The organism is Candidatus Binatia bacterium, assembly GCA_029248525.1.
GTDB lineage: Bacteria > Desulfobacterota > Binatia > UBA12015 > UBA12015 > UBA12015.
In genome coordinates, this window is the sequence record JAQWJE010000049.1 from 421,754 (window position 1) to 446,141 (window position 24,388).

The window sequence follows — 24,388 nt, forward strand, 5'->3', positions numbered from 1 at the left end:
CTCAGAAGCGGTAGGAGAGTTCCGCGCCCCAGGTCGCGGGTTGGCCCCAGAAGCGAATGGCAGTTCCCCAGGAGGACACTGTCGCCGGCATCGACCATTGCAGATATTCCGTCCCGGTGACGTTCTGTCCCCAGAAGGCAAACTGGGCTCGATCGTCGAGGAAATCGTAGCTGAGCCGGAGGTGCAGCAGGTGGTAGGCCGGTTGATTCGAGCTCCAGACCTCAGGCCCTTCGAAATGGAAGGCACTCTGGTAGCTCCAATCGAAGCGCGGGGTAATCCAGCCGTCCAGCCAGGCTGGTCCGGGAAGATCGATCGGTAGCGCATATTGCATCGATAGATGGGTTTGCAGGTGAGGGCTGAAAGGGAAGGTCTCGCCCGCGCGACTGATCGGCTGGCCATCCAATTGACTGGGTGCGTCGGGGAAGTCGGCATAGACAGCATCGAGCAGTCCCATCGAGCCGCTCACGCGGAATCCGTCGATGGGTAGCGCCATGAACTCCCATTCGATTCCGCGGGTGGTTGCTCGCGCCGCATTCATCGTCACCTGCACGATATTCGGAATAATCTCACCCTCTTCGCTGAGATCCTGCAATTGCGTGACCTGGATATCATCATAGAGGCCGACGAAGCCCGCGATATTCATGGTCAGCCGCTGATCCCAGAGAATCGATTTGAAACCGATTTCGAACGAGTCGAGAGTTTCGGGGGCGAAGTCCGTCAGATTGATATCGGCCGGATTCAGGACCCCATTGAAGCCGCCACCCTTGAAGCCGCGCGCGTAGGTAAAATACGAGAGGAGAGAGTCCAAGGGCGTATCCTCGAGCAAGGCTTCGGGCATCAATACGGAGATGGTTCCCATCGGGGTCCAGGACGGGAACAGGGCGGACTTCGGGGGCTCGCTATCCGCGGGTTGGTCGGGAAAGAAGGGGTCGATATTGGACTGTTGGATGCCCTTGCGATCCTCGCTATAGCGCAGGCCACCAGTGAAGCTGAGCCATTCACGGGCGCGGAAAGTGGCTTGCGAGAAGAGTGCCCAGGTGAAGTTGTCGATCGCCGTGATGTTTTCTTTCCCGAAGCGAATGGCGGTCTCGTAGCCGGAGAGGACGACGCGGTTGTCCGAGCCGTTCTCCCAAAGACTGAAATAGCCGACGATGAAATCAAGACGATCGTCGATCGCTGTGCCGCTGAGTTGGAATTCCTGCTGGATCTGTCGCTGATGTCCCGGCTTGCCATCGAAGGGGCTGCCGCCGCCTGCATCCGATATTTGCACGATCGTCAGATCGGTTCCGTCGAAGTCCTGGCGAAAGCGAAAGTCCTGCTCGCGCCAGGAAGTGATCGATTTTGCCCGGAGATCGATGCCCGCGATTTCGCCGATATCCCAATCAATGGTTCCCCAAGTCCCGTAGGAGATGGTTTCCTGCAGTTGCGAGGTATTTGACCAGTTGCGAAATGGCTCACTCCGATCACAGGCCTCTTGTACGTCGTATCCGGCCTGAGTGAAAAGACCCGCCAGGCCGGTATCCTGAATAAAGACGCATTGGCCTCCGGCGGCATAGCTATGATCCTGCGACCAGGAGCCGCTCACGTCGACCGTCAATGAATCGGTGGGCAACCAGCGAAGCGAGCCGAGAAAGGCGAGCGTGTTTCGATTGGACCAGTCCTGCTTCCGAGGCACGTTGCGGACCCAGCCACCATCCTGCACGGAGGCAAACGAAAATCGTGTGAAGAGTTTGTCCTCAAAGGGCCCGAAATCGATCGGCAGGTTGAGCATCGCCCGAGCGAGCATCGTCTTGCGGCTCCCGGGCCGCACGAGAGCAAAGCCCTCCACGGAATCCTTTGGCTTGGTTGTGGTGATATTGACGGCTCCCCCAACGGTATTTTTGCCAAAGAGGGTTCCCTGAGGTCCGCGCAAGATTTCGATTTGTTCAATATCGATCACATCGAGAAGCGCACCGACCGACCGCGGCAGAAAGACTCCATCAATGAAGACGCCGACGCCGGGGTCGAAGGCCATATCGGTATTGGAAGTCCCCACGCCACGGATGACAAAGTTGGCTTCCGCGCCGCTATCGGCCCCGTGGATCTGGAGGTTGGGGACAAGGTCCTGAATCTCGTCAAGCCGCGTGATCCCTGCCTCGCGGAGCGTGCTCTCGCTGAGTGCGGTCACGGCGACAGGAGTTTCTTCCAGACGTTCACTCCGCTTGCGTGCGGACACCACAATTTCTTCGATGGTCTTTCGCCTCGAAGCGGAGCTCTCTTCCGAGGCTTGCTCGGGTTCGCCGGAGGAGTTCTCAACCAGACTTTCGGGGGAGCTCTCTGTCGCTTCCGCACCCGGATTCTGTACGGAGATCGTTTCAACCGCTGGCGTCACGTCTTCAGCCTGAGCGAAGGCATAGCCTGTCGCGCAAGCAACCCATGAAAACAGAACGAGAAAAAAACCAGCCTTACCTCGAACGGCCATAGCGGATGTTCCTCCATCACTGGTATGACGCTTGAGGCGGTGTCGGGTCAAGCGGACGGAAGTGCATGACGGGGCGGCTGATCGCCTATTCGTCCAGCAAGGATTCCAATGCGGTCTGGCGATCCAGCCAGAGTTCTTCGCATTCTTCCAATTCTCGACTGATTTCCGCGTGACGCTGCTGGCTTTCGCGGACATTGTCGCTGCCGGCTTCGTACGTCGAAGGGTCGGCGAGTCGTGCTTCGAGTTCCTTCCGCTCCCCTTCAAGACGCGCCATATCCTTGTCGAGTCGTGCGATTTCGGCGCGCACGACCTTCGTTTTGGCAGCGTTCTGGTTGCGAGTTTCCGCGGCGAGCCTTTTTTCCTCCTTGCGGGCGCGCCCGCTGCGCTCGAGAGGAGGCGCCGTTATGTCCTTGGGCGCGTTCGCCGTCTTCTTTGCAGATGCCGGAAGGTTTTCCGGGGTCAGGCTTTCCTGCTTGCGTCGCCAGAGATAGTGGTCCCAATCACCCGGGTAGTCGCGGACCTCGCCATGCTCGATCCGGACCACCCGCTGCGCGATTTTCTGGATAAAGTGGACATCGTGGCTCACGAAGCCGATCGCTCCCTCGAAACGTTCCAGGGCGCTTACGAGCGCATCGACCGACGGCATATCGAGATGAATTGTCGGTTCGTCCATCAGGAGGACGCTGGGCGGATTGAGAAGAACCATCGCCATGGCCAGACGACTCTTTTCACCGCCGCTTAAAACTCGGGCTTGTTTGTCGACATCGGTTCCGCGGAAAAGGAAAGCGCCGAGCAGGCTGCGGACTTCCGTCTCCCCGGCATCACGGGAGGAGTCCATCGCGTTCTGCAGCACCGTATTGTCGAGCGCCAACATTTCCTGGCGATGTTGGCCGTAGTAGCCCACTGTGGCTCGCAAGCCGACTTCCCGGTCGCCATGGTCGGGCTTTAAAACTCCGCCCAGAAGTTTCAGCAGGGTGGACTTCCCGGCGCCGTTGGGGCCGACGAGTACGGTCTTTTCGCCGCGTTCAAGTCGGAAGTCGAGATCCTTGTAGACATGCGTTTCCTCGTAGGATTTCGAGACATTCTGGAGCGCGAGGGCGAGACGCCCGGTCCGCGGCGGTTGCGGAAATTGGAAGGAGACTTTGCGCGCATCCTTCTCGACGACGATTCGAGTTTCCTTTTCCAGCGCCTTGATCCGGCTCTGCACCTGTCGTGCCTTGGTTGCCTTGGCGCGGAAGCGTTCGATGAATTTCTCTGTTTCCCGGATCCGGCGCGCTTGTGCGTCGGCCGAGGCCTCGAGCTGGGCGCGGCGCTCGTCGCGTTGTCGGAGGTAGCTCCGGAACCCCCCTGCGTATCGGGTCACGATGCCGCGATCGATCTCGACAATCGATTGGGTCAAAGCCTCGAGAAACGCGCGGTCATGGGAGATGACGACCAATGTGATATCGGACCCCGCCAGATGGTCCTGCAGCCAGAGGACGGATTCCAGGTCGAGGTGGTTGGTGGGTTCGTCCAGAAGCAGCACGTCCGGCGGTGTTGTCAGAAGTCGGCCCAGCTCGGCACGCATCGCCCAGCCTCCTGAAAGGGTGCGCAGGGCGCGCTCCTCATCTCCCGGAGGGAATCCGAGCCCCGCGAGAACTTTCCGGGCGCGTGCTTCCCGATCGTGACCGCCGAGTTGGGCGAATCGTTCATGGGCCTCGGCAAGTTCGGCGGATAGTCGAGCCTGCTCTTCGGCAGTGGCGTTCTCGATGCGGTCGGGGAGCGTTTCGAGGGCTGCCTCCAGCCGAGCGAATTCCGGGTCGGGGCGGAGCGCGGCTGAAAGTGCCGTTTCCTCCGACTGGGAATCGAGCTCCTGTCGCAGCATGCCGATCCGTATGCCCGAGTTGTGACCGACCCGGCCGGCATCAGGCTCCTCGTCGCCTACGATGAGTTTGAGGAGGGTGGACTTGCCGGCCCCGTTGGCGCCTACGATGCCGGTCCGTTCGCCGCGCTCGAAACGCAGCTGGAGGCCTTCGAAAAGCGTTCTTCCGCCAACTGCCTTATGAATGTCTTCCAGCCAAATCACGTACTGGGAGGTACGTACCAGATGGGAGACGTCCAGGCGCGTTCCTGAATGACACGCGCGATTTCAGGGTCCTGACAGCCGCCCGGTCGATTTTCGGGCTCGAATTCGAGGCATTGCCAGGCGTTCCAGCGGCAAGAGGGGTTCTCCAGAATCCGAGCGTAATATACGGCTCGCTGATGCGGATCGAAATCGGGATCGCGCCATCCCCCGCAGAGCTCTCGGTGCCCGGGGCCGGATACGGCGCAGGTATCGAGGTCGACGGTCGCGCCATTTTCGGCCCCGCCGGCGACCTCATGCACCGATTGGTGGAAGGTATCGTCGGGCCCGTACCACCCCTTCACGATTTGAATATGCTGCAGCAAGCCTCCGGGATTTTTCGCTGTGCCCGGATCCGCGAGTGCCTGCACGACGAACGTCGGGGCCACACCGATGTCGGGCGCGTCCGGGAGGGTGCCTCCCATGGGAACACCGAGTTCGTAGCCCAGTTCGGCCAGATTGCTCCGTTCACAGAGGTCCGGCGGCAAGTTCCAGCCGGCGAAGAGGCGGGGGCGGATGCGGGGGCCGCTGGTGGCAAAGGTTTCGCGTCGTCGCAGGGCATCAAAGACGGCTTCTCGGGAATTCTCTTCCGCCCAGACGCCCGCAAGCCCGCCGGGGTTTCTGGCGAGATTGCTGCCGATCCCCGCGGCGCCGTTTCCGCTTGTGAGGCGTTTGCGCGCTGTATCGTCCATGATGCCGGACGTCCCGGGATAGCTCTTTTCGACGACGACACCGGGTGCAGCATTATGAGTATCCGTGCTGCCGATAAAACCCACTTCAAAGGGGTTGATACCGAGGCGCTCCTCTTCGCGCATCCCCTCGATGATGGCATAGCGTGCGTAGTCCAGCCTCTGGACGCATCCCTTGCGGGCCATGGCCCCGAGAGAGCGCTCGGTGCCGATACAATTCTCGGGGCCGAGTTCGCCAAGACCGCGCATCTTTTCGAAATTGCAAAGCTCATCGACGCCGCCAAGCACTTTCCATAAGTCGTTGCGGCACTCGGACTCGCCCTTGATCTGCATCATCTCGACCAGCGGCTCGAGTCGTGCCCGGAGCGCGACTCTTTTTTTCTGTTCGGCAAGCGGCAGGTCCTGATAGTCCAGCGTGAAGATATGCCCCCCGGAGAGATTGGGATTATGGGGAATTGTCAGGGCATCGCACGGTGTGCCCGTGTCGAGGCAGCGGCTGACCAGCTTCTCCCATAAATCCACCTCGGTGGCAGCGTCGATCCAGGAGATCGGGAGCTCGGGAACGACATTGTTTCGGAAGAAGACATTGCGGTGAATTTTCGTGCGGCCAGGAGAGCGACTGTATTCCCACGCAACCAGAGTCGTGAATTTGCACGAGGAAGACCGGTCATAGAATTCCTCGGCCGCACGCTGGGTTTCTTGCCAGCGAGATTTTGCCGCAGCGCGACAGGGGCGAGCCTCGTCCCCGCAAATGGTTGCGCCGCGACCTTCCAATGTCATGATCCCGAGCATCCGAGAGGGCCAACCCTTGAGGCCCAGCATCCACGCTATCCAGGAGTCTTCTTCGCCCCGGAAAATACGACAGTCGCCGGTGTCGTAGACTGCCGAACCGGGTGTGGTGCAGAGACTGACTTCGCCCAGCCACTCGGCATGGTCGGTGACGGCGGCAAAATCCAGTGGTCGATCAATCTTCAGCCCACGAGTGCCCTGGCCGTCCGGACCAAGCGGCGGAACGAAAATCTCCTCGCCCCGTGCATAACGATAGGCGTCGCCGGGTTGGTTGATGACATCTCGGCCTCGGGCATCCATGGAGAGCCCGGTATGGACATGAAGATCGCCAAAAAGAGCTTGCCTGGTTTCGCGTCGATCCAGGCAGGGCTCGCGCGGCAGGACTTCGATTTGTGGAGCGGCCCCGCCAGGTGGGGACCATTCGGGATGTTCTGGTTCAAAGTTCCCGAAATCGCATCCGGAGAGGAGGGTCAGAAAGAGAGCGCATCGGAGTCGCATGATCGGTCTTTTCGCATTCGCAGGAACCTCGGTGCAACTTCTGCGATTTGAGTTGCTCCACCGGCCGGCTCAATCGATTCGATTCGATCGGTCGCTCGGAGTTTCTTCGGCAAAGCCTTTGACGGTTACCACAGCGGTCGCGCCCATGCGGAAGGGTTTCTTTGGATTGCGTTGGTCGAGAGTAATACGTACCGGGAATCTCTGCGCGAGTCGCACCCAATTCAATGTTGGCGCGACGTCGGGCAGCGTTCCGACCGAGGCGCCATTTGTCTGGTAAAGCGCCCAGCCGACTCCCTGAACTGTCCCTGAAAATTTCTCCTCCGGATAGGCCATCAAATACACCTCAGCCTGCATGCCCGGCTGGATGGAAGACAGGAACGTCTCGCGAAAATTGGCCATCACATACCAGACGCGATCGTCGATCAGGGCGAATATTTCCTGACCTTGATTGGCATACTCGCCGACAGCGAGATTGAGATTGGTGATCCAGCCCGAGAAGGGCGCGTGCACGGAGGCATAGCCTACGTTCAATTGTGCTTGGGCAACAGCTGCTTCCGCGGCGGCTCGGTAGGCGTTGGTGTCGTCGATCTCGCCCAGCGCCTCGATTGCCTGATCGAGGCGTTGGCGTGCTTGCCGCACGGCGGCCTTGGAGGCTGCTACTCTGGTGCGGGCCTCGGCGACATCATTCGCGGTCACGAACTCCTGGGCCAGCAGTGGCTCGATCCGCGCGAGATATTGTCGGTCGTACTCATCCTGCGCGGAAATCTTCTCCAACTCGGCGGCCGCGGCTTCAATCGCGCGACGACGCCCGCGAATCTCGAAATCGGTGACGGCGAGGTCAGCTTCGGCGAGAGCGAGGGTTGCCTCATAGGGGCGAGGATCGATTACGAAGAGAAGTTCGCCCTTCTCCACATATTGGTTGTCCCGAATCGGCAACTCGACGATCGGCCCGCTCACATGGGGTGCGATGCCGATCCAATTGGCCCGCACGGAGGCATCATCTGTCCGAGGATTCTCGAAGATCAGACGACCTGCGACCAGACAAACGACAATCGTGGAGATGATGATCGCCACGGACAAAAAAGTGCCGATCCATTGTCGTCGTTGATCTTCTTTCGTCAGTTCGTCCATGCCTTATTGCCGATAGAGAAGCAGCCAGAGGCTGACTGTGATCAGCAGGGCGAGGCTGGGATAGACGAGGACCCGGGGTTTCACGTAGGGGTCAATGGATAATCGAATCAGGCCCTGTCGGACGATGGCCGCGCCGGCGATGCCGGTGATCAGGCTGACCATCCAGGCGGGGAAGAAAGCCCCATCGATGCTCACGATCGGATCACAGGCCTGCAGGGAAAGGGCCGTTGCCGCACCAATCGCCTGAAGCGCCAAGCTGTGCCCGTTAGATCGGGGTATCTTTGAGATCTGCATTCCGATAGCGGCCTATGGAGCAGGATGAGATACCAACATCGAGCCCTTGTAAAGCAGCTGACGGTCCTCGGGGTCCTGACGCTCCAGATGGCGTGCGCCGGTGGGCGAGCTCCGACATTTCTGGAACCGGAAAATCGCGTGGTCGCCCGACCCGGGATGGTCTGGTCCGGAGGGCCCGAAGTGTCGGCCTCGGCGGGCGTGGGTTTGCCCCTGACTCCGGATGATCTGATCGAGCATCCGCAGGGATTGTTGGAGCTGGTCGATCTCGCGTTGCTGAAAAACCCGGCGACCAGGCAAGCGTGGCAGTTGGCGCAGGCTGCCGCGGCCAGAACGGCGCGGGCGCAGTCGGCTTATTTTCCGGAGCTGGAGGCCGGCGTGGATGCCGGTTACGAAAGTTTTTTGTTCCAACAGAAGGAAGCGCCGATTCGGGTGGATCAGTGGGAAGTTCTGCCGCAGGCGACCCTGACCTGGACATTGCTCGATTTTGGCCGCCGTGCGGGAGCGCTCGAGGCTGCGGAGTCGAGGCTGCAAGCCGCGAATCTGACTTCGAATCGGGTGATTCAGGACGTGATCTTCGCCGTGGCGCGGAGCTACTATGCTCTGGACGCAGCCTGGGCGATGGTGGCTGCGGCTGAAGGGAACCTGGCCCGTGCGGTTTCGGTGAATGAGGCCGCGGAGCAACGCCGAGCCCGAGGACTGGAGACACTTCCTGATGTCCTCCTGACCCGACAAACACGGGCCAAGGCGATTTACGATCTGGAAAGCGCACGTGTCGGGGTGAGTCACGGCCAGGCCGAGCTGGCGATGGCCATCGGAATTCCGGCCAATCAACCGGTCGAGATTGTTCGACTCGGAGATCTCCCTCTGCCGGCCGCTCTGGAAACCTCCGTCGATGATTTGATCGCGAAGGCATTGGTGGATCGTCCGGATCTCCTCGCGCAGATGGCGCGCGTTCGCGCTCGCGAGGCGGCCGCCGAGGAGGCGCAGGCTGACCTTCTGCCGGAGGTCTATCTCGATGCGGGCTGGGGTCAGGATCTTTGGTGGTACACGATCAACTCGAGCGCGACCGACGCCGCTGATGAACCTGCTTACCGGGCGCTGCTCAGCGTCAGGTGGCGGCTTTTTCAGGGCTTCGATCGCTGGAACGCCATTCGGGAGGCCCGAGCCGAGGCCGCTGGTGAACAAGCGGCACTGGAGACCGCTCGCCTCGAGGCCGTGGCGGCCATCTGGCGGGTCTATCATGACTTTCGAGCCGCCCGGAAAAAATGGGAATACGCGCAGGCGCTCGAAGCCGCGGCTACCGAGGCCTATGGCTCCAATCGGGACAGCTACAAGCAGGGGCTGGCGACGATCGTCGAGTTGCTCACTGCGGAGCGCGACCTCGCAGAGGCTTTGTACGTCGGAATTGATGCACGTGCACAACTACTGTCCACCGCAGCCGAACTGGATTGGGTTGTCGGCGCGGGGACCTCGCCGGTACCGTGAAGGCTGCTTTCAGCTGCCCGGGCTGATCAAAAGCTTGATCTGGTCGGTCTGCACCCGGAAACTCGCAAAGACTTCGTTGATCTCGTCCAGTCGATGCACGCTCGAGACCAGGCGGGACACGTCGATAGCCCGACTGGCAACCATGGCGACGGCCTCGTCGAATTGCTGCGGGGTGTAGGCAATCGAGGGTAGCAGCGAGATACCACGGTCGACCCAATGACCGGGCTCGATCTTGGAATGCGCGTGGTAGCTGGCGACCATGACCACGCGACCCCCAATGCGGGCGATGCCGCCCGCGCGGTCAATGGCGTCCTCCTTGCCACTGGCTTCGATCACGACTTCCGGTCCACCCAGAGTCAGATCGCGCAGGCGTTCGTCGGCCAGCTCGTCAGCGACAAAGGCGCCGAGTCCCAGAGAGTGAGCGGTTCGGACTCGATCCGAGCGATGATCGATCCCGAATACCAGTGCGCCGCGTTCCTTGGCGATCAGGCCCGCAAAAAGCCCCAAAGGGCCCAGGCCGAGAATTCCGACGCGCGTGCCCGCGGCGATGCGGCCCAGATCAACCGCTGCTTGCGCTACCGCAAGGGGTTCCACGAGGGCGAAACTTGCCGGGTCGAGATCCCCGGGGATTCGGCGCAGTTGCACTGCGGGTACGGTAATTCTTTCGGCGAGGGCGCCCGGCGTGCTGCCGCATCCCATCATCGCGCGCAGGCCGCTGCGGCAGAGATTCGGTCGGTGATCGGTGCATAATTCGCATCGACCGCAGTAGGGAATCGGCAGAACCGCGGCCGCATCCCCTTCTTCCCACTCTCGGACGGATCTGCCGATTTGCAGGACCCGTCCGGCGAATTCGTGGCCCAGAATGGTATCTGGTGCGAGTCCGGGAGCTTGCCAGAGGCTATGGTCGGTGCCGCAAATTCCGCAGGCATCCACGCTCAGGACCACCTGATCTTCAGCGGGAACGGGTTCGGGAAGTTCCTCAATCCGGAACTTTCCCTCGGAGAGTAAAGCGGCTCGCATGATTCCTTTGGCACGGGTGCAGGATTTCGGCCCGAACTGCAAATGAAACCGCGGATGCAGGAACCCCCTGTTCCAAGGAAGGGGTGGGAAATTGGCCCCTTGCCCTGCAGTTCGACGTCGAACTTGCGGCCCTTGGGGCGTCGCCGGCAAGACTGCCGTCTCGGGACAATCCAACCGGGGGAGGGCCTTTTCCGGCGACCGGCTATTTCTTTTTGGTGCGAGAGGCCGCGATGGCCTCCTTTTTACGTGCGCGGGCGACTTCTTTCCGACGTTTCCGGCGGCGTTTGATTTCCTTCGTGCGTTCACTGGCCATGGCGGTGTCTGTACGCAAGCCCGGCAAGGCCCGCAATGCAATATGAGAAGTTTTCCGCAGCCCCGGGGGATCTTTGCGCCGGGGGGCTATCGGACAATTTCGAACAATGGTGGACAATTCTGCGCGGCAAAATTGTACCATTTCAGTTCCGTAGATTTCAGGAAACCCTTATTTTTATTGATTTTTCTTGAATCGCGGTGGCCGATAAGGCTTGGCAAGGTTCTCGCTATAAAGCTTCGCATCACAGGATCCACGGTTGGATCGAGAGGGGATAAAAGAGTCATGGGTGCACAGGCAGCGGTGAGGAAGATGGTGGCGGGGGCCGAGTTGGCAGCGGAGACCTCGTTTGATGCGGAATTGGAATTGAACTCGGAGGTCATGGACGCCGATGTCGAGCAGCAAAGACTATTTTGCGGGGAACTGCTCGGCACCGAACAGAGTCCATATGACGAGGAGATCGTCCGAAGTCATTTACCCCTGGTTCGTCAGGTAGTTCAGCGGATGTTGCCGCGAAAGCCGCCTGAAGTCGCGGCCGAGGACCTCATTTCCTGGGGCACCCTGGGCTTGCTTGATGCCATGCGCAAATTCGATTCGGACCGAGAGGCCTCGTTTTCGACCTATGCGCAATATCGCATCAAGGGGACGATTCTCGACTATCTGCGCCGATGTGACTGGTTGCCGAGAAGCATGCGTCAGCGCGCCCACGAGATCGATTCGGCTGTTGGCCGACTCGAGGGGGAATTGGGTCGGTCGCCGGTAGCTGAGGAAATTGCTGCCGAATTGGGCCTCAGTCTGCAGGATTATAATCGCACGACGACGGATCTTAGTACCCAGGCACCGATTGCCACAGGGGATTTATCCTTTGGGCGCGGCGAGGAAATGCTTTGCGGGGACGATGTCCTCTCGGATGCGTCCGAAGCTGGACCGATGAAGAAGGTTTTGCGCAAGGAACGTGTCGAAATTCTGGCGGAAGCCATCGAAAAGCTCCCGGAAAAGGAGCGAATTGTCGTTTCCTGTTATTATTTCGAAGGGCTGACCATGCGCGAAATGGCTGAAGTGCTCAGCCTCACCGAAGGTCGGATCTCCCAGCTGCACAGCCAGGCGATGGGCCGGATGCGGGGATTGCTGGCGGATTGTCGGGAGGAGATCCGGCTCGGCGAAGAATAAATTTCAACTGCCCGAAAATTATAAAAGTCCCTGAGATTACAGAGGCTTAATCAATTTATCCCGGCGAAGGGGGTCGCATGACTGCGACTTTTTTTCGCAGAACCCTAAAGCTGCGCCTTGTGGCGGTCGATAGCTGTTCCAATGAGTGCATTTGATTTTCTCGGGCGGGGGCATGGGGATCACACGGGTCTGGACGCATTATTGGCGACCTCTTTCGGGTCGCGGGCACGCTGCCAAAGGCTTCGGGCTGCCGTGGAAGCGGGCACCTATCGGCCGGATGCCCGCCGGGTTGCCGAGGCGATGCTTTCGGGGCCGTGTGCGGACTTCTTTCAGGTTCAGATGGGAGAGATCCCTCTGGCTTCCTGAGGGGCTGTTGCACCTGCGCGGGGGGGTCGGTAGCCCGAAAGGGTGACTTCGAAGGCCCCGGTTGGCGAGGATTCCGTTCTGGCGGCTTGCGTGCAGATGCGCGTGGGATCGGACAAGGAGAGAAACCTGCGCACGGCATTTGACCTGGTGCGTAAAGCCGCTGATCAAGGCGTGCGTCTCGTCGTCCTGCCCGAGCTCTTCTCCTGGAGAGGCGCAACGGCACAGATGGCTGCCGCTGCCGAGTCTCTCGAGGGTCGCACCGTCGAGTTGCTCAGCGAGGTGGCTGCCGAAATGCGGGTGACCCTGGTCGCGGGCTCGATTCTGGAAGCTGCCGGGACGGCCGACGCTCTTCCCTTCAATACCATGGTGGTTCTTGGTCCCGATGGCGCGCGGTTGGGGGTCTACCGAAAGATGCATCTCTTCGATCTTGAAGTGCCCGGGGGGCCGGTTGAAAAAGAATCAGCAAGGTTCCAGGCGGGTCACCAACCCGTTTGTGTTTCGACGCCGGTGGGCAAGATCGGTCTCTCGATCTGCTATGATCTGCGATTTCCGGAACTCTACCGAGAGCTGGTGCGCGAGGGCGCGGAAATTCTCGTCACCCCTGCGGCCTTTACAGCGCATACGGGCCCGGCACATTGGGAGGTCCTTCTTCGCGCCCGTGCGATTGAAAATCAATGCTGGATGTTGGCTGCGGCTCAAGTCGGTCCGGTGACTTCCGGAACAGAGGTTTGGGGGCATTCCGCGCTGATCGACCCCTGGGGATCGATTCTGGACCTTCGCGCCGAGGGTGAAGGGTTGGCCATGGCGGTTCTGGACCGGTCGTTGGGTCGGGCGGTTCGCCAGCAACTTCCGTGTCTGCAGCACCGTCGGATTTCGCTATGAGAAACAACGAGAAAATCAAACCTTTTTTTCGGGTGGTCCCCCCGGCGGAGGCGCGGGAGGCGATCGGTCGGATCAACTCGCTCGGTTCCGAGTTTGTTCCGGTAGAATCTGCGAGTGGCCGCGTTCTGGCCGCGGCCCTGCTGGTTCCCGGCGACCTGCCGACATTCGATCGCGCCCATATGGATGGTTATGCGGTGCGGGCCCGGGACACTTTTGGTGCGTCGGACTCCCTGCCTGCGTATTTGAAGCTTTCGGGTGTGGTCGAGATGGGTCAGGCACCCAAAGAACCATTGCCGCGCGGTTGCGCGATGAGGATTGCTACCGGGGGCATGCTCCCGGAAGGCGCCGATTCTGTGGTCATGATCGAGTACACGGAAGAAGTGGCGGGGGGGCAGGTCGAGGTCAGTCGGAGCGTGTCGCCCTGGGAGCATGTGATCCGTATCGGTGAGGATATCGCAGCCGGCGCAGAGATTTTGCCGGCGGGGAGGCGTCTTCGCCCCCATGATCTGGGCGCATTGACCGGGGTGGGCATCCTCGAGGTTTCGGTGGTTCGACGCCCCCGATTGGCCTTGATCGGCACTGGCGACGAAATCGTGGATCCTCGAACCGAGCCAGCACCGGGCCAGGTCCGGAATATCAATCAGATCTCCCTGCGCGCGATGGCCGAGGCGGCCGGGGCAGAGGTCCTGGACTTCGGGATCTGCAAGGACGACCCGGAGGCGTTCGCGAGCGTTCTGGCGCGTGCTCTGGCGAGTGCGGATACGGTATTTGTTTCGGGCGGCAGCTCGGTGGGCGTCAAGGATATGACTCTCGATGTCATTGCCGGAGTCCCGGAGACGGAACTTCTTTTCCATGGTATCTCGGTCGCCCCGGGGAAGCCGACCATTCTGGCGATGACCGGAAACGGATCGGAACGAAAGGCGATTGTCGGTTTGCCCGGCCATCCTGTGAGTGCGTTGGTGATTTTTGCCGTCTTCGGAGGCCCGTTGGTGCGGATCCTCTCGGGCGAGGCGCCCGCGCTCGCCTTTGCGCCGCAGAACCGTACCCGGGCGAAATTGGGGCGGAATATCGATTCGGCACCGGGTCGCGAAGATTACGTTCGCGTCCGCGTCGTGGAAGGCCCGCAAGGGATGGTGGCCGAGCCATTGCCCGGTAAATCGGCGGCCATTTTTTCTCTGGTATACGCCGACGGGTACGTTGTCGTGGATCTGCATCGCGAGGGCCTGGAAGCTGGCAGCGAAGTGGATGTGATCCTGTTCGCAGGGGGGATCTGATGTCGAGAAAGCGCTATTTGAACAAAAAGCCACTGCAGGAGGCTCGGGCCGATATGTTGGCCAGCGCGAGCCCTCTATCCACGCACGAGGTGGTTGGGGTCGAGGGGTCTCTGGGCCGGATAACCGCGGATGCCGTATATGCCGCGCAATCGGTGCCGCATTATCACGGCGCTGCCATGGACGGCATTGCGATTCGCGCGGAAGATAGTTTCGGCGCAAGCGAAGGGCGAGCGGTTACCTTTGAACGAGGCGACCCGGAATCTGTCGATCATCCTTTCTCGTACGTCGACACGGGCAACGCCCTGCCGACCTGGGCCAATGCAGTCGTCATGATCGAGAGAGTGTTCTCCGGAGAGGCCCCGGCGGATGGCCGTCCGATGTTGCCAACCACCGAGACCGCCGTGGGCGTCGATGATGGTTGTTGCGGGCCCGACGAGGAACCGAACCACCAGCATCCGGAGACCACAGGTTCGGAGCCGGTGAGCGGTACGGATTGGGAACAGATTCATGTGCGGACGTCGAGCACTCCCTGGCAGCATGTCCGCCTGGTGGGGGAGGATGTGGTGGCGAGCGAACCGCTGCTTCCTCGGGGACATCGAATTCGACCGTTTGATGTAGCTGCCTTGCTCGCCGCAGGTCGCCAGGAAGTTGCGGTGCGCCCGCGCCCACGCGTTGCGATCTTGCCGACGGGAACCGAGCTGATCCAGCCTGGCGATAGTCTCGAACCAGGTCGCGTTGTCGAGTTCAATTCCCGGATGATCGCAGCCTTTGTCGATGAATGGGGGGGAGATCCGGTCAGGCTGCCGCCGGTGGTCGATGATCCGGAAAAATTGCGGCAGCGATTACTTGCAGCCCTCGAAGAAGCCGATGTGGTTTGCGTCATCGCGGGTTCGTCAGCAGGTGAGCACGATTTTACGGCGTCCACACTCGCCGGCATGGGCTCTCTGCTGGCACACGGGGTCGATGTGATGCCTGGAAAGCCTGCCATTGTCGCGAGTCTCGATCCGCCGGCAGGCCGTCCGCAAATGGGGACGCGGATTGCTCTGGGGATGCCTGGCTATCCAGTTTCTTCGGCGATCATTTGTCGAGAGCTGTTGGAGCCCTTGTTGGCGCATCTCCTCGGCACAGCAATCGCGGATCGGGTGACGCTTGCGGCGATCGCACCTCGTAAATTGCCCTCGCGTCTCGGACAGGAGGAGTTCATTCGAGTGACGCTCGGCCGGGTGGGTGGGCGCTTGCTGGTCAGCCCTCTGCCGCGGGGTGCTGGCGCGATTACCACCATGGTCAAGGCGGACGGTTTTTTGCGCGTATCCCCTCTGGTCGAGGGGATCAATGCGGGGGAAGAGGTCGAGATCGAATTGTTACGCCCTCGCGCGGAGGTTGAGGGGACCGTTCTGGTCACGGGCAGCCATGACCCGATGCTGGGTGTTCTGGAGAATGTCTTCAAAAAGAATTTCCCCGCCGGAAAGTTGGCGACCAGCTCGGTCGGCAGCCTCGCGGGATTGCTCGCTCTGGGGCGCGGGGAAGCTCATATGGCGGCGACACATCTCCTCGACCCGGAGACCGGAGTTTACAATCTGCCCGATATCGAAAGACTGATTCCCGAGGTGCCGGTGCGGATCCTTACCCTCGCCGTGCGGGAGCAGGGCTTGCTGGTGCCCAGAGGCAATCCGCGAGAGTTGTCCGGCATTGCGGATCTGGCAACGACGGACGTCCGTTTCGTGAATCGCCAGAGGGGTGCTGGTACGCGTGTTCTACTCGATTTTCATTTGGATCGCGCCGGCATCGATCCGGATGAAATCGACGGCTACGACCACGAAGTCTTTACGCATACTGCGGCTGCGGTGGCTGTTTCCAGTGGCCTTGTGGATGTCGGATTAGGAGTCCGCTCAGCTGCTGTCGCTTTGGGCCTGGACTTCATTCCGGTCGACCAGGAGGATTATGATCTGGTCTTGCGAGAGGACTTCGCGGCATCGCCGGTGGGCGAGGCTCTCTGCGAAGTGTTGCGGAGCGAAGATCTTCGTCGCGAGATCGGCGCGGTACCCGGTTATCAGACCTCCAGTACGGGGACCGAGAAGAAACTGACCGCACTGTAGCTCCGGATCCGGAGCTACAGTGCGGGGCTTGCTCCGGATCCGGAGCTACCTTGTGGTGCTTGCTACTTCAGGCACTGCAGCTTGAGACGGTCTCCGTCCCGCTTCTTGGAACCCGCTACGGAGACTTTGGATGCGATCACCAGTTTTGATCCGCGTGGGACATCCACCAGCATCGCCTTCGTGCAGCTTTCTTCGCTGGTGTTCAGCAGCGTGCCGTCGTTGAGTCCCTCGAGCAAGCTGGCTCTCGCGGCCAGATCGATCGCCTTTCGGGAACGTGCGGCCGGACGTTTGAGATCGATCTCGCTGACCGCTTGTGCGGGGCAGCTGATGCGCTCATCGGCACCACCGAAGCAGCCCCAGAGCCGGAACTGGCAACCCGGCGCGGCAAGATCAAAGTCGCAGGTTGCATCGCCCTGAGCGCAGATAGCGATAGGTCTGGGGAGCCCATTCCGCGCGATGGGGACCCCACCGGGTCCGGTTTCCACGACCCATTCGGCAGCGCAGTCAGTTTTGCTCGAGCCACCGCCGGGGATTCTCAGGTCGGTGGGTGCGATCTCGCAAGTGAGGTTACAGCGACTGCTCTCGGTGCCGTTCAGGTCGCCGTCATCGCATTGCTCCCCGCACTCGAGGGTACCGTTGCCGCAAACCTCGACGTTGCAGGTATTGGAACAACCATCGCAGGAGTCGAGATTACCATCATCGCAACGTTCGCCAATCTCGAACGCGCCGTTGCCGCATACAGCATCATTTCGCAGACAGGCGAGATTGATCTTGTTGCCGACCACCGAGCGGCCGCCGGCATCCCGGGCACCTACACTCAGCGGTTTGGCCGCCAGGGAGCGACCGCCAACCGGGACTACGAACTCGAACGAATTCGTGCAGAGGCCGTCCTCGGGCAGATTGGGTCCATTCTGCAAAGTGGTCGTTCCGGATTTCACGGTCCCACCCAGACCGGTGAGTGCTGACGCGACCACAGCGGCATTGCTCAGGTCGACGGGATCCCGGCCGAAGCCGACTCGCGGCTTACGCAACTTGGCAAAGACAATGGGCTCTGCGTCGCAGAGCGGTTTCTCGGGATTATTGACACCGAGGCAGGCACTGACCTCCCAGGCACAGGAATTGTTGATCACGCCATCCTGATCGCAAATGGGATCCCCGTCGGTACACGACTGTTCGTTATCGGGGTTGCCGTTGCGATCCAGTGCCGGGTCCGCTGTGACGAGGTCCCACTGGACCAGGCAGCCGTTGCGGGCCTTGGTCCCGGGGATGCGAATCCCGTCTACGCCGGTTGGCTGACACGTGTCTTCGCAGCCATCATCATTGTCGAGATTCCCATCGTCGCAGGATTCGTTGCATTCAAGAATACCATCGCCGCAGAGATCGTCGATTCGACTACAGTCGGAACTGCAACCGTCACAGTTCCGGATGTTGCCATCGTCGCAAACCTCGCCCTCATCGGTCGTGCCGTCGCCACACGCACTCGCGCATTCCGGGAGCACGACCGGCGGCTGCGCCCCATCGAGAGAGGGGTCGGAGACGGGTGTAATTATCGGATCCGAGCCGTTGTCGGCGCTGATATTGCCGGTGATGGTCGGTTCCACGGTGTCGTAGATCAAAACATTTGCATACGAGGCCAGCATGGTGCCGGCAATCGTGATGGCTCCCCGGGCCCGGATCTCGTTGACGCCAAGTCCTTGGTAGACAAAGCCGGCCCGGGTATCGATCTCGGCGCCTGCCGCCACATTGACGGAACAGCCGGAGAGAAGGACCATACCGCCGAGGCCATCGCGCCCAGTGCCTTCGGCATCGAGCTCTCCAAGGATCTCTGTGCCTCCACCCGAGAAAATTTCCACAAATCCGCCACCTCCCGGGGAGGTCAGATCGGCATCCCGGATGATGCTGTTTCCGGTCGCTGCGATGGAGATGCCACCGCCACTTCCGTAGCTGCCGCCAGCGCGCAGGGAGAGTGAACTGCCGGGATGCATGGTGACACTGCCGCTGGTAGTGATATCGACTTCACCGCCAAAGCACTGGGTGCCGCCCTGGAATCGTAGCTCGGAGCGTAGATCGATATCTCCGCCCGATTCAATCGTGAGTGGTGAGCCGTCCCCGCAATTTTCGTCGGCACCAGCCCCGCCCTTGCCGTTCATGATCCCGGAAATATCGACAAAGCCTGCGGGAGCGGAAAAGTCGATGGAACCGGCTTCGCCGTCAGGACCGCCGCCGGAGGCCTCGATCTCTCCGTTGAAAATGATGTTCCCGCCCGTGCTGCTGAAGAAGATCGGTCCGCCGCCGTATGCGCCGCCTTGTGTGGTGATCTCGCTACTCACAACGAGGTCGCCGCCCGCATATGCGGAGAAGTCTCCGCCTGCGGAGTCCGCGCCAGAGGCATTGAGAATCATCTCGCCGGATAGTGTGATCGGCCCGGAGGCATCGATTGAAATCACCCCTCCCTGCGCATCGGCGCCGGTGGCGGAGGAGCGCAGCTCGCCGGCTGCGGTCACGGCGCTGCCGGGAGTTTCCAGAGCCTTGATGTAGATCGAGCCCGCGTAATTGTCACGGACGTCAATGATACTCCCGACCTCAAGGGAGATGTCTCCCGCGAGGGCCTCCAGGTCGACACGAGATTGCGCCCCATTGCCGTCAATTTCAGCACCGCTGCGCATCGTAATCGTTCCGGCTTTGAAGGTGATGCGCCGGAGGACCGGATCAGGCAGAGACTCGATCGTGACTTTGGCCGAAGCCGCGAAGACCAGGTCGGTCTCTGCGCCAAATTCCAGAACGGAGCCGGCATCGATGGTGACGGCGCTGCTGATTGTACAGGGGTTCCCCGTGCACAGTTCGCTGGCTTCCGTGGCCAAGCCGGTTCGTGGCAGCAGGACAAATAGAGAAAGAAGGCAAATTTGAGCAAATGATTTCAAGGGAACCCCTCCCAGGGATAAATTTTGGGGATTTTGTGTGCGATCCAACCGGATCTGGTTTGCCTGATTCAAGTTTCTGTCCGGGGCCACAAGCCAAGCCAACCCTGAAATTATCATGGGTTCCAAAAAAAGCACAAGGCTTTAATTCGCAGCCCTGTAGAGGGTGCTATGTGCTCAGGTATGCATCCGGGGCAAGTGCTTCGGCATCCGGGAAAGCACCTCAGCCTCATGCTCTGCCAAAGTGCGGAGTCGTTCGGAAACGTCGTGATCTCCGGCGATTTCCTCAGCCAGAGTCACATAAGATCTGTGATGTCGGGCCTCGCTGGCCAGGAGGCCACGATAAAGATCTCGCAACTCCGGGTCGTCGAGATGATCGGCGAGCAATTTCATGCGCTCGCAGCTTCGTGCCTCGATCAAGGCGAGACAGAGCAGGGTGTCGAGGAGCCGATCCGGCTCGCGGGTGCGGACGGCGGCCAGTAATTCCCCGGCGTAAGGGCTCGCTTTTTGCCTCTGAAAAGTCATGCCGAGACGAGATAGATGGCCCAGAACTGTCTCGAAATGAGCGAGTTCTTCGCGCGCCAGACGTGCGAGAGGAATTTGCAGCGGTTCCAGATGAGGGTAGCGAAAGAGCAGCCTGATGGCGGTCGAGGCCGCCTTCTTTTCGCAATGCGCGTGGTCGACCAGAACCTCTTCCATTTGGAGAGAGGCCCGGTCGACCCAGGCGCGATCGGTTGCGGATGCCAGATTCAGCATCGTGTCGTGTCGGCTTTCATGCCGACATCTTACTTGGTGGGATCGGGAGTCACCACCTTCTCCGGCGCGACAATTTCGATCAGCTCGACATCGAAGATCAGCGTCGCTCCGGGCTGAATGCTGGGCGGCGCGCCACGGTCGCCATAAGCAATATCCGAGGGACAGACCAGCGTCGCTTTGCCCCCAGCCTTCATCTTCTGCACACCCTCGGTCCAGCAAGGAATCACGCCGTTGAGAGGGAAGGTTGCCGGAGTCCCTCTCTCGACCGAGCTGTCAAATACGGTTCCGTCGAGAAGTTTCCCGGTGTAGTGAACCTTGACGCGGTCGGTGGCGGCAGGCTGAGCTCCCGTCCCGGCCTCGACGCTGGTGAAGATCAACCCGGAATCTGTTGTCTCGGCGCCGGGTGCTTTTGCGGCTTTGGCAAGATACGCCTTCCCGGCGTCCTTCTCCTTTGCGGCACGCGCGGTGCTGCGCTCCTGCGAAATTGTTCGCAACTGGTCACGGAACGCATTGGGATCCACGGCGGGCTCCTTCCCGCTGGCGCCATCGGCTAGGCCCTCCTGCACGAATTTGAGTTCTGCGGGGGTCAAATCGAAAGCTTTCAAATTGCCACTCATCAAAAAGCCCAAAGCGTAAAACGTCTTCTGATTGTCGTCAGCCGGAGCGGCTTCTTCCGCGGATGAAAACGTGGGGCTGACGATCAGGGCGAATGCCATGGCTGTGGTGAGGATAAACTTCATCATATGCTTTTCTCGATTCCTTTTCGGGACAGTTGGTTGAACGATGTTTTTTTGACGGGAATCCCCGCGAGATCTTCAAGACTTGCCCAAACACGTTTGCGGCCGCAAATCGCGCGGCCAAACCAGGACGGAAAAGCCCATTTTCATGGGCTTTTCCAAAATCAGGAGGTTGCCGCAAAAGGAAAAGGGCCGGAGCGGTCATCGCTCCGGCCCTCCTCGGTTCTTTTTGGAAGCTGGTGTCCTGCCTCTTGGGCTATGGCCGCAAGCAGCTTCCGGAAAATGCTAGCGATCGAAAAGTTCGGACCAGCGATGCAGTCTCTGGAAGGTTTCCAGAAAATATTCACGGTACATCGGCGGGCAGAGAAGATCATCAGCCACCTTGGTGAAATTGTTCACCAGGAAGCCGAATACGTCCTGATACATGGCCGCATAGGTTCCGGGCTGCGCCGCGTCCACTCCCGCATCGATCATGCCGTAGAAGTAGGGTGACATCAGGTGACCGTAATGCTCGCCGTGAACTTCCTTGAGAAGATCGCCTTCTTTGAGGTGAGTACCGACGGGCTCGCCAACTGCAATCAGGTCCTGGCCGCCGCGCTTATGCACCAGCGCTTCGATCACATAACCGGCCCAGATATCGTCAAATCTCCAGATCGGATAGCCCTTGGCAATCTCTCGATCCATGGGCATCTGGTAGGCTGCCGGCAACATGTCGCGATGGAAAGCGAAGTTCATTGCACAGAAAGAGAACTTGGTGGGAACCTTTGGCGTTCCGACTGTGAGGAGCGGCTCGACAAGCTTCACATCGTTTCGCAGCGAGCGATAATCCTCGAACAGATATTTATCCAGTCCGTCATAGTCGAGAACGTTTTTCCAAAGCCCCATGATGCAGGTCATGCGTCCGGAGACTTCAGTGAATTTCTCTTCGAGGGGATGACGGAGCCAATATGGGAAGCCGCGCGGATAGATGGTGCGCCCATCGTCGCCGAACTCATTGAGGAAGGAGATGGTGTTGTACCAGCCATCGACCTCCACGTTGGGCCAGGTGCCTTCTGTGCCGACACAGGAGTACGCGTCCATAAAATTGGGTGGGCAAAACACATCATCGTCGAGAGTAATCACGACGTCATGGTCGGTGTGTTTGTAGACGTAATAGAACGCGAAGTTGCGGCACGCCGCAGTCTTGTGGGGGATTAGATCATAATCCTTACCCATGACTTCCCGCTGGTCGTCGTAGGTGAAGACCGTCATTTTGTCGCGAGATTTCTTGATATTGCCGTCCGAGTCATCGACGACAAAAATATCGACATCCTCGGGAATCGCGGCGATGCGGTCGGCCTCGATCGTGCGGATCGAGGGAATAATGACGACGGGTTTTTTCATTTTACGGAACCTCCGGGGAACATACTTGAACAGTGATACCTGCGACGCAGGTTTAAGAGCCCACAAGATTCCCTATCGGCAGGGCTGCGGGAAAGTCTATTTTTTCTATTGCCGACGATCTGGGCAAAATTCTCTCGAATTTGGCCGGTTTTTCGTCGGGGCTATCCTTCAAGCAATTGTTTTCACAACGGTTTTGCAATCGCTGTCGCAAACAAAGATCGAGCGGCCGCAAGCAGATTTTTTTTTCACAGCTGTCTCCATAAGCTGAAATTTTCTCTAATCGGCTCGTCCCGTCCTCCCTTGCTCGATGGGGGGCGAGCGCAAATTCCGGATAATCTCCTCGATCTCCGCTCCGGAGAGTCCGGCCGCAGATGGCTGGTCGAGAATTGATAATCTTGGTTCGCGCCAGGTCTCGGCGCGCTCAATTTGCGCAAAGATTCTTCCAAAAGCTTCCGGAAGAATCGCCTCTCCGCCGAGGACGGCGACCGTCCAGTCGTCAGATGTTGCCGCAGCGAAGCCGAAATGGCTGCTGGGTTTTTGCGCGGTTCGTGCGGGAAGCTCCGCGGCGCTGGTCCCCTTTTTCCGGAAGGTTTCGGTGAATTTCTGCACTTTCGTTCGTGGCATCAGGAAGTCGGCAAGAAGGTGAAATGGCGTCGGGCGCCCGGCGGCGCGCAGACTCGCACCGGTTTTCGGGTTCCGCCAAAACGCGCGCAAGGAAGCGAGGGTCACGCTCTGTGGCTGTTTACTGGCAATGGCGATCCATCGCGAGGCTGGCTGGCCGGCCCAGATCGTCACGTCGAGGAACTCCGTTGTCAGCTCCGACATAACCAGAGCCAATTCCTCGACGGGTAGGGTCCCCGGATCAATTTTCACGGCGTAGAGCCCGTCGGGAGCCAGAGCTTCAGCGATCGAGTCGAGAAACGATTGCGAGAGACACGCGGCAAAGGCTTGCGAGGTGACCATCGGCGGTTGGAGGAGAATGACGTCGAAAGGGCCTCCCGAGACGGGAGAGCATGCCGCTGCGGTCTCTGTCCGGGGCGTGATTGGCGCCGCCGACTTGTCGGTAAACCAACTCGTCAAATGGGCGGGTTCGCCGAGTCGGTCGCGAACGAAGATTTCGAGATCCGAATGCGTGCCCGCGGCGGCGATTGGTTGGCCGCTGCCTCGGCCGAGAAAGAGCATTCGCTTTGGCTGGCCTTGGAGGATCAATGGCAGATGGGCCAAAAATCGATCCTCTTGCGCCAGAGCTTCCGCGTATATCGCGCGGCCGTCGGGTCCGCGCAGGAGCCGTCCCCGATTGGCATCATCGGTGACCATCGCTATCCCGGGCGCCTCGTCCGCGAGCGCGAGAAGCGTACCGAATCGATCTTGCAGGCTCCCGCTGAGCAGCGAGCGGGGCCATAAGGCGCTGAGCCCGACGCAAAGCAGGAGGAAAATCAGCGTGCGCTTGCGTGGGGGAAGGGTTGTCTCGATGGCCAACGCAATGGCGGCTGTCGCCGGAAAGATTTGGAGAGTCCCAAATTGCCAGGCAAAGGCTGCTTGCAGCCAAGGCATCGCGGCCAGAGCGCCGACAAGAAAACCTGCGAAAACGGGCCCGCTGGATTCGGCCTCTCGTCTGGTCCGGGAAAGGGTCGCCCCCAGAAGGGGCGCCACCGGCAGCAGGAGGAGGGTATGAACGCCGAAGATCCAGAGCAGGGTGCTGGGCCAGCTATCGAGTTTCGGGAGATAGGGCGCGGCTCGGGGGAGCACCCATCCAAGAAAGAGCCAGAGGAGAGGCAGGCTGAGAGTTGCTGCGATCGCGCCGAATAGCAGTCGTTTGGATGAGCCCGTCAGGCGCCGCCAGTCAAGCAGGGATCCGATCACGAAGAGGGCCGCGAAGCTGGCGGCGAACGAGATTTCCGACCAGAGCGTATTTTGCGACAGGAGAGTCGCCAGCCGGGCCAGGAGAAAAAACAGACATGCGGTAAGCAGCCCGATCGAAAAGGGGCGTACCCCGGCCCTCAGGCGAAACGCTCGGGCGGAGCCTCT

At 60.2% G+C, this 24,388-nt stretch carries 17 protein-coding genes; 6 read left to right on the forward strand and 11 right to left on the reverse strand.

Translation table 11 applies throughout. The features are described 5' to 3' along the window. Position 1: 1 nt before the first annotated feature. From P8K07_14435 to P8K07_14455, 5 genes are all read right to left on the reverse strand, one after another. On the reverse strand, positions 2 to 2,461 hold the full coding sequence (locus P8K07_14435) for a TonB-dependent receptor (protein ID MDG1959717.1): 2,460 nt from the start codon (positions 2,459 to 2,461) through the stop codon (positions 2 to 4). A gap of 85 nt (positions 2,462 to 2,546) precedes the next feature. Then, on the reverse strand, positions 2,547 to 4,526 hold the full coding sequence (locus tag P8K07_14440) for an ATP-binding cassette domain-containing protein (protein MDG1959718.1): 1,980 nt from the start codon (positions 4,524 to 4,526) through the stop codon (positions 2,547 to 2,549). Next, positions 4,523 to 6,538, reverse strand: a complete 2,016-nt coding sequence (locus tag P8K07_14445) for a DUF3604 domain-containing protein (GenBank protein MDG1959719.1) — start codon at positions 6,536 to 6,538, stop codon at positions 4,523 to 4,525. Before P8K07_14445 ends, P8K07_14440 begins: the two co-directional genes overlap by 4 nt. Before the next feature lie 69 nt (positions 6,539 to 6,607). After that, positions 6,608 to 7,669 carry a biotin/lipoyl-binding protein gene (locus tag P8K07_14450; protein MDG1959720.1) on the reverse strand — a complete coding sequence of 354 codons (1,062 nt, stop codon included), beginning with the start codon at positions 7,667 to 7,669 and terminating at the stop codon, positions 6,608 to 6,610. 3 nt (positions 7,670 to 7,672) lie between these two features. Next, positions 7,673 to 7,963 carry a YtcA family lipoprotein gene (locus P8K07_14455; GenBank protein MDG1959721.1) on the reverse strand — a complete coding sequence of 97 codons (291 nt, stop codon included), beginning with the start codon at positions 7,961 to 7,963 and terminating at the stop codon, positions 7,673 to 7,675. Positions 7,964 to 7,987: 24 nt separating this feature from the next. On the opposite strand from P8K07_14455, the gene P8K07_14460 reads away from it, so the two are divergent. Next, a complete protein-coding gene (locus P8K07_14460) occupies positions 7,988 to 9,448 on the forward strand; it encodes a TolC family protein (protein MDG1959722.1) in 1,461 nt (486 codons plus the stop codon). Between the two features lie 9 nt (positions 9,449 to 9,457). Here the strand turns inward: P8K07_14460 and P8K07_14465 are convergent, their stop codons facing one another. Further along, entirely contained in the window at positions 9,458 to 10,468 is a 1,011-nt protein-coding gene (locus P8K07_14465) for an alcohol dehydrogenase catalytic domain-containing protein (GenBank protein ID MDG1959723.1), read from the reverse strand. A 595-nt stretch (positions 10,469 to 11,063) separates the two neighbouring features. Here P8K07_14465 and P8K07_14470 point away from each other — a divergent pair. The 5 genes from P8K07_14470 to P8K07_14490 all read left to right on the forward strand — a co-directional run bounded on the left by P8K07_14470 (position 11,064) and on the right by P8K07_14490 (position 16,566). Further along, complete coding sequence (locus P8K07_14470) at positions 11,064 to 11,948, forward strand: FliA/WhiG family RNA polymerase sigma factor (GenBank protein MDG1959724.1); 885 nt, start codon at positions 11,064 to 11,066, stop codon at positions 11,946 to 11,948. A gap of 141 nt (positions 11,949 to 12,089) precedes the next feature. Then, positions 12,090 to 12,314 (forward strand): flagellar biosynthesis anti-sigma factor FlgM, encoded by a 225-nt coding sequence (locus tag P8K07_14475; GenBank protein ID MDG1959725.1) that lies wholly within the window; start codon positions 12,090 to 12,092, stop codon positions 12,312 to 12,314. 42 nt (positions 12,315 to 12,356) lie between these two features. Beyond that, positions 12,357 to 13,196, forward strand: a complete 840-nt coding sequence (locus P8K07_14480; protein ID MDG1959726.1) for a carbon-nitrogen hydrolase family protein — start codon at positions 12,357 to 12,359, stop codon at positions 13,194 to 13,196. Continuing rightward, positions 13,193 to 14,470, forward strand: coding sequence for a molybdopterin molybdotransferase MoeA (locus tag P8K07_14485; protein MDG1959727.1), 1,278 nt, complete (start codon positions 13,193 to 13,195; stop codon positions 14,468 to 14,470). Before P8K07_14480 ends, P8K07_14485 begins: the two co-directional genes overlap by 4 nt. After that, positions 14,470 to 16,566, forward strand: a complete 2,097-nt coding sequence (locus tag P8K07_14490) for a molybdopterin biosynthesis protein (GenBank protein ID MDG1959728.1) — start codon at positions 14,470 to 14,472, stop codon at positions 16,564 to 16,566. Before P8K07_14485 ends, P8K07_14490 begins: the two co-directional genes overlap by 1 nt. A gap of 62 nt (positions 16,567 to 16,628) precedes the next feature. On the opposite strand, the gene P8K07_14495 is transcribed toward P8K07_14490, so the two are convergent. The 5 genes from P8K07_14495 to P8K07_14515 form a co-directional block, all read right to left on the reverse strand. Then, complete coding sequence (locus P8K07_14495) at positions 16,629 to 19,487, reverse strand: DUF4215 domain-containing protein (GenBank protein ID MDG1959729.1); 2,859 nt, start codon at positions 19,485 to 19,487, stop codon at positions 16,629 to 16,631. A gap of 174 nt (positions 19,488 to 19,661) precedes the next feature. Next, positions 19,662 to 20,240 carry a tRNA isopentenyl-2-thiomethyl-A-37 hydroxylase MiaE gene (gene miaE / locus P8K07_14500; protein MDG1959730.1) on the reverse strand — a complete coding sequence of 193 codons (579 nt, stop codon included), beginning with the start codon at positions 20,238 to 20,240 and terminating at the stop codon, positions 19,662 to 19,664. Positions 20,241 to 20,269: 29 nt separating this feature from the next. Continuing rightward, complete coding sequence (locus P8K07_14505) at positions 20,270 to 20,983, reverse strand: FKBP-type peptidyl-prolyl cis-trans isomerase (GenBank protein MDG1959731.1); 714 nt, start codon at positions 20,981 to 20,983, stop codon at positions 20,270 to 20,272. A gap of 279 nt (positions 20,984 to 21,262) precedes the next feature. Continuing rightward, a complete protein-coding gene (locus tag P8K07_14510) occupies positions 21,263 to 22,360 on the reverse strand; it encodes a hypothetical protein (GenBank protein MDG1959732.1) in 1,098 nt (365 codons plus the stop codon). A gap of 276 nt (positions 22,361 to 22,636) precedes the next feature. Then, a complete protein-coding gene (locus tag P8K07_14515; protein MDG1959733.1) occupies positions 22,637 to 24,223 on the reverse strand; it encodes a hypothetical protein in 1,587 nt (528 codons plus the stop codon). Positions 24,224 to 24,388 lie beyond the last annotated feature (165 nt).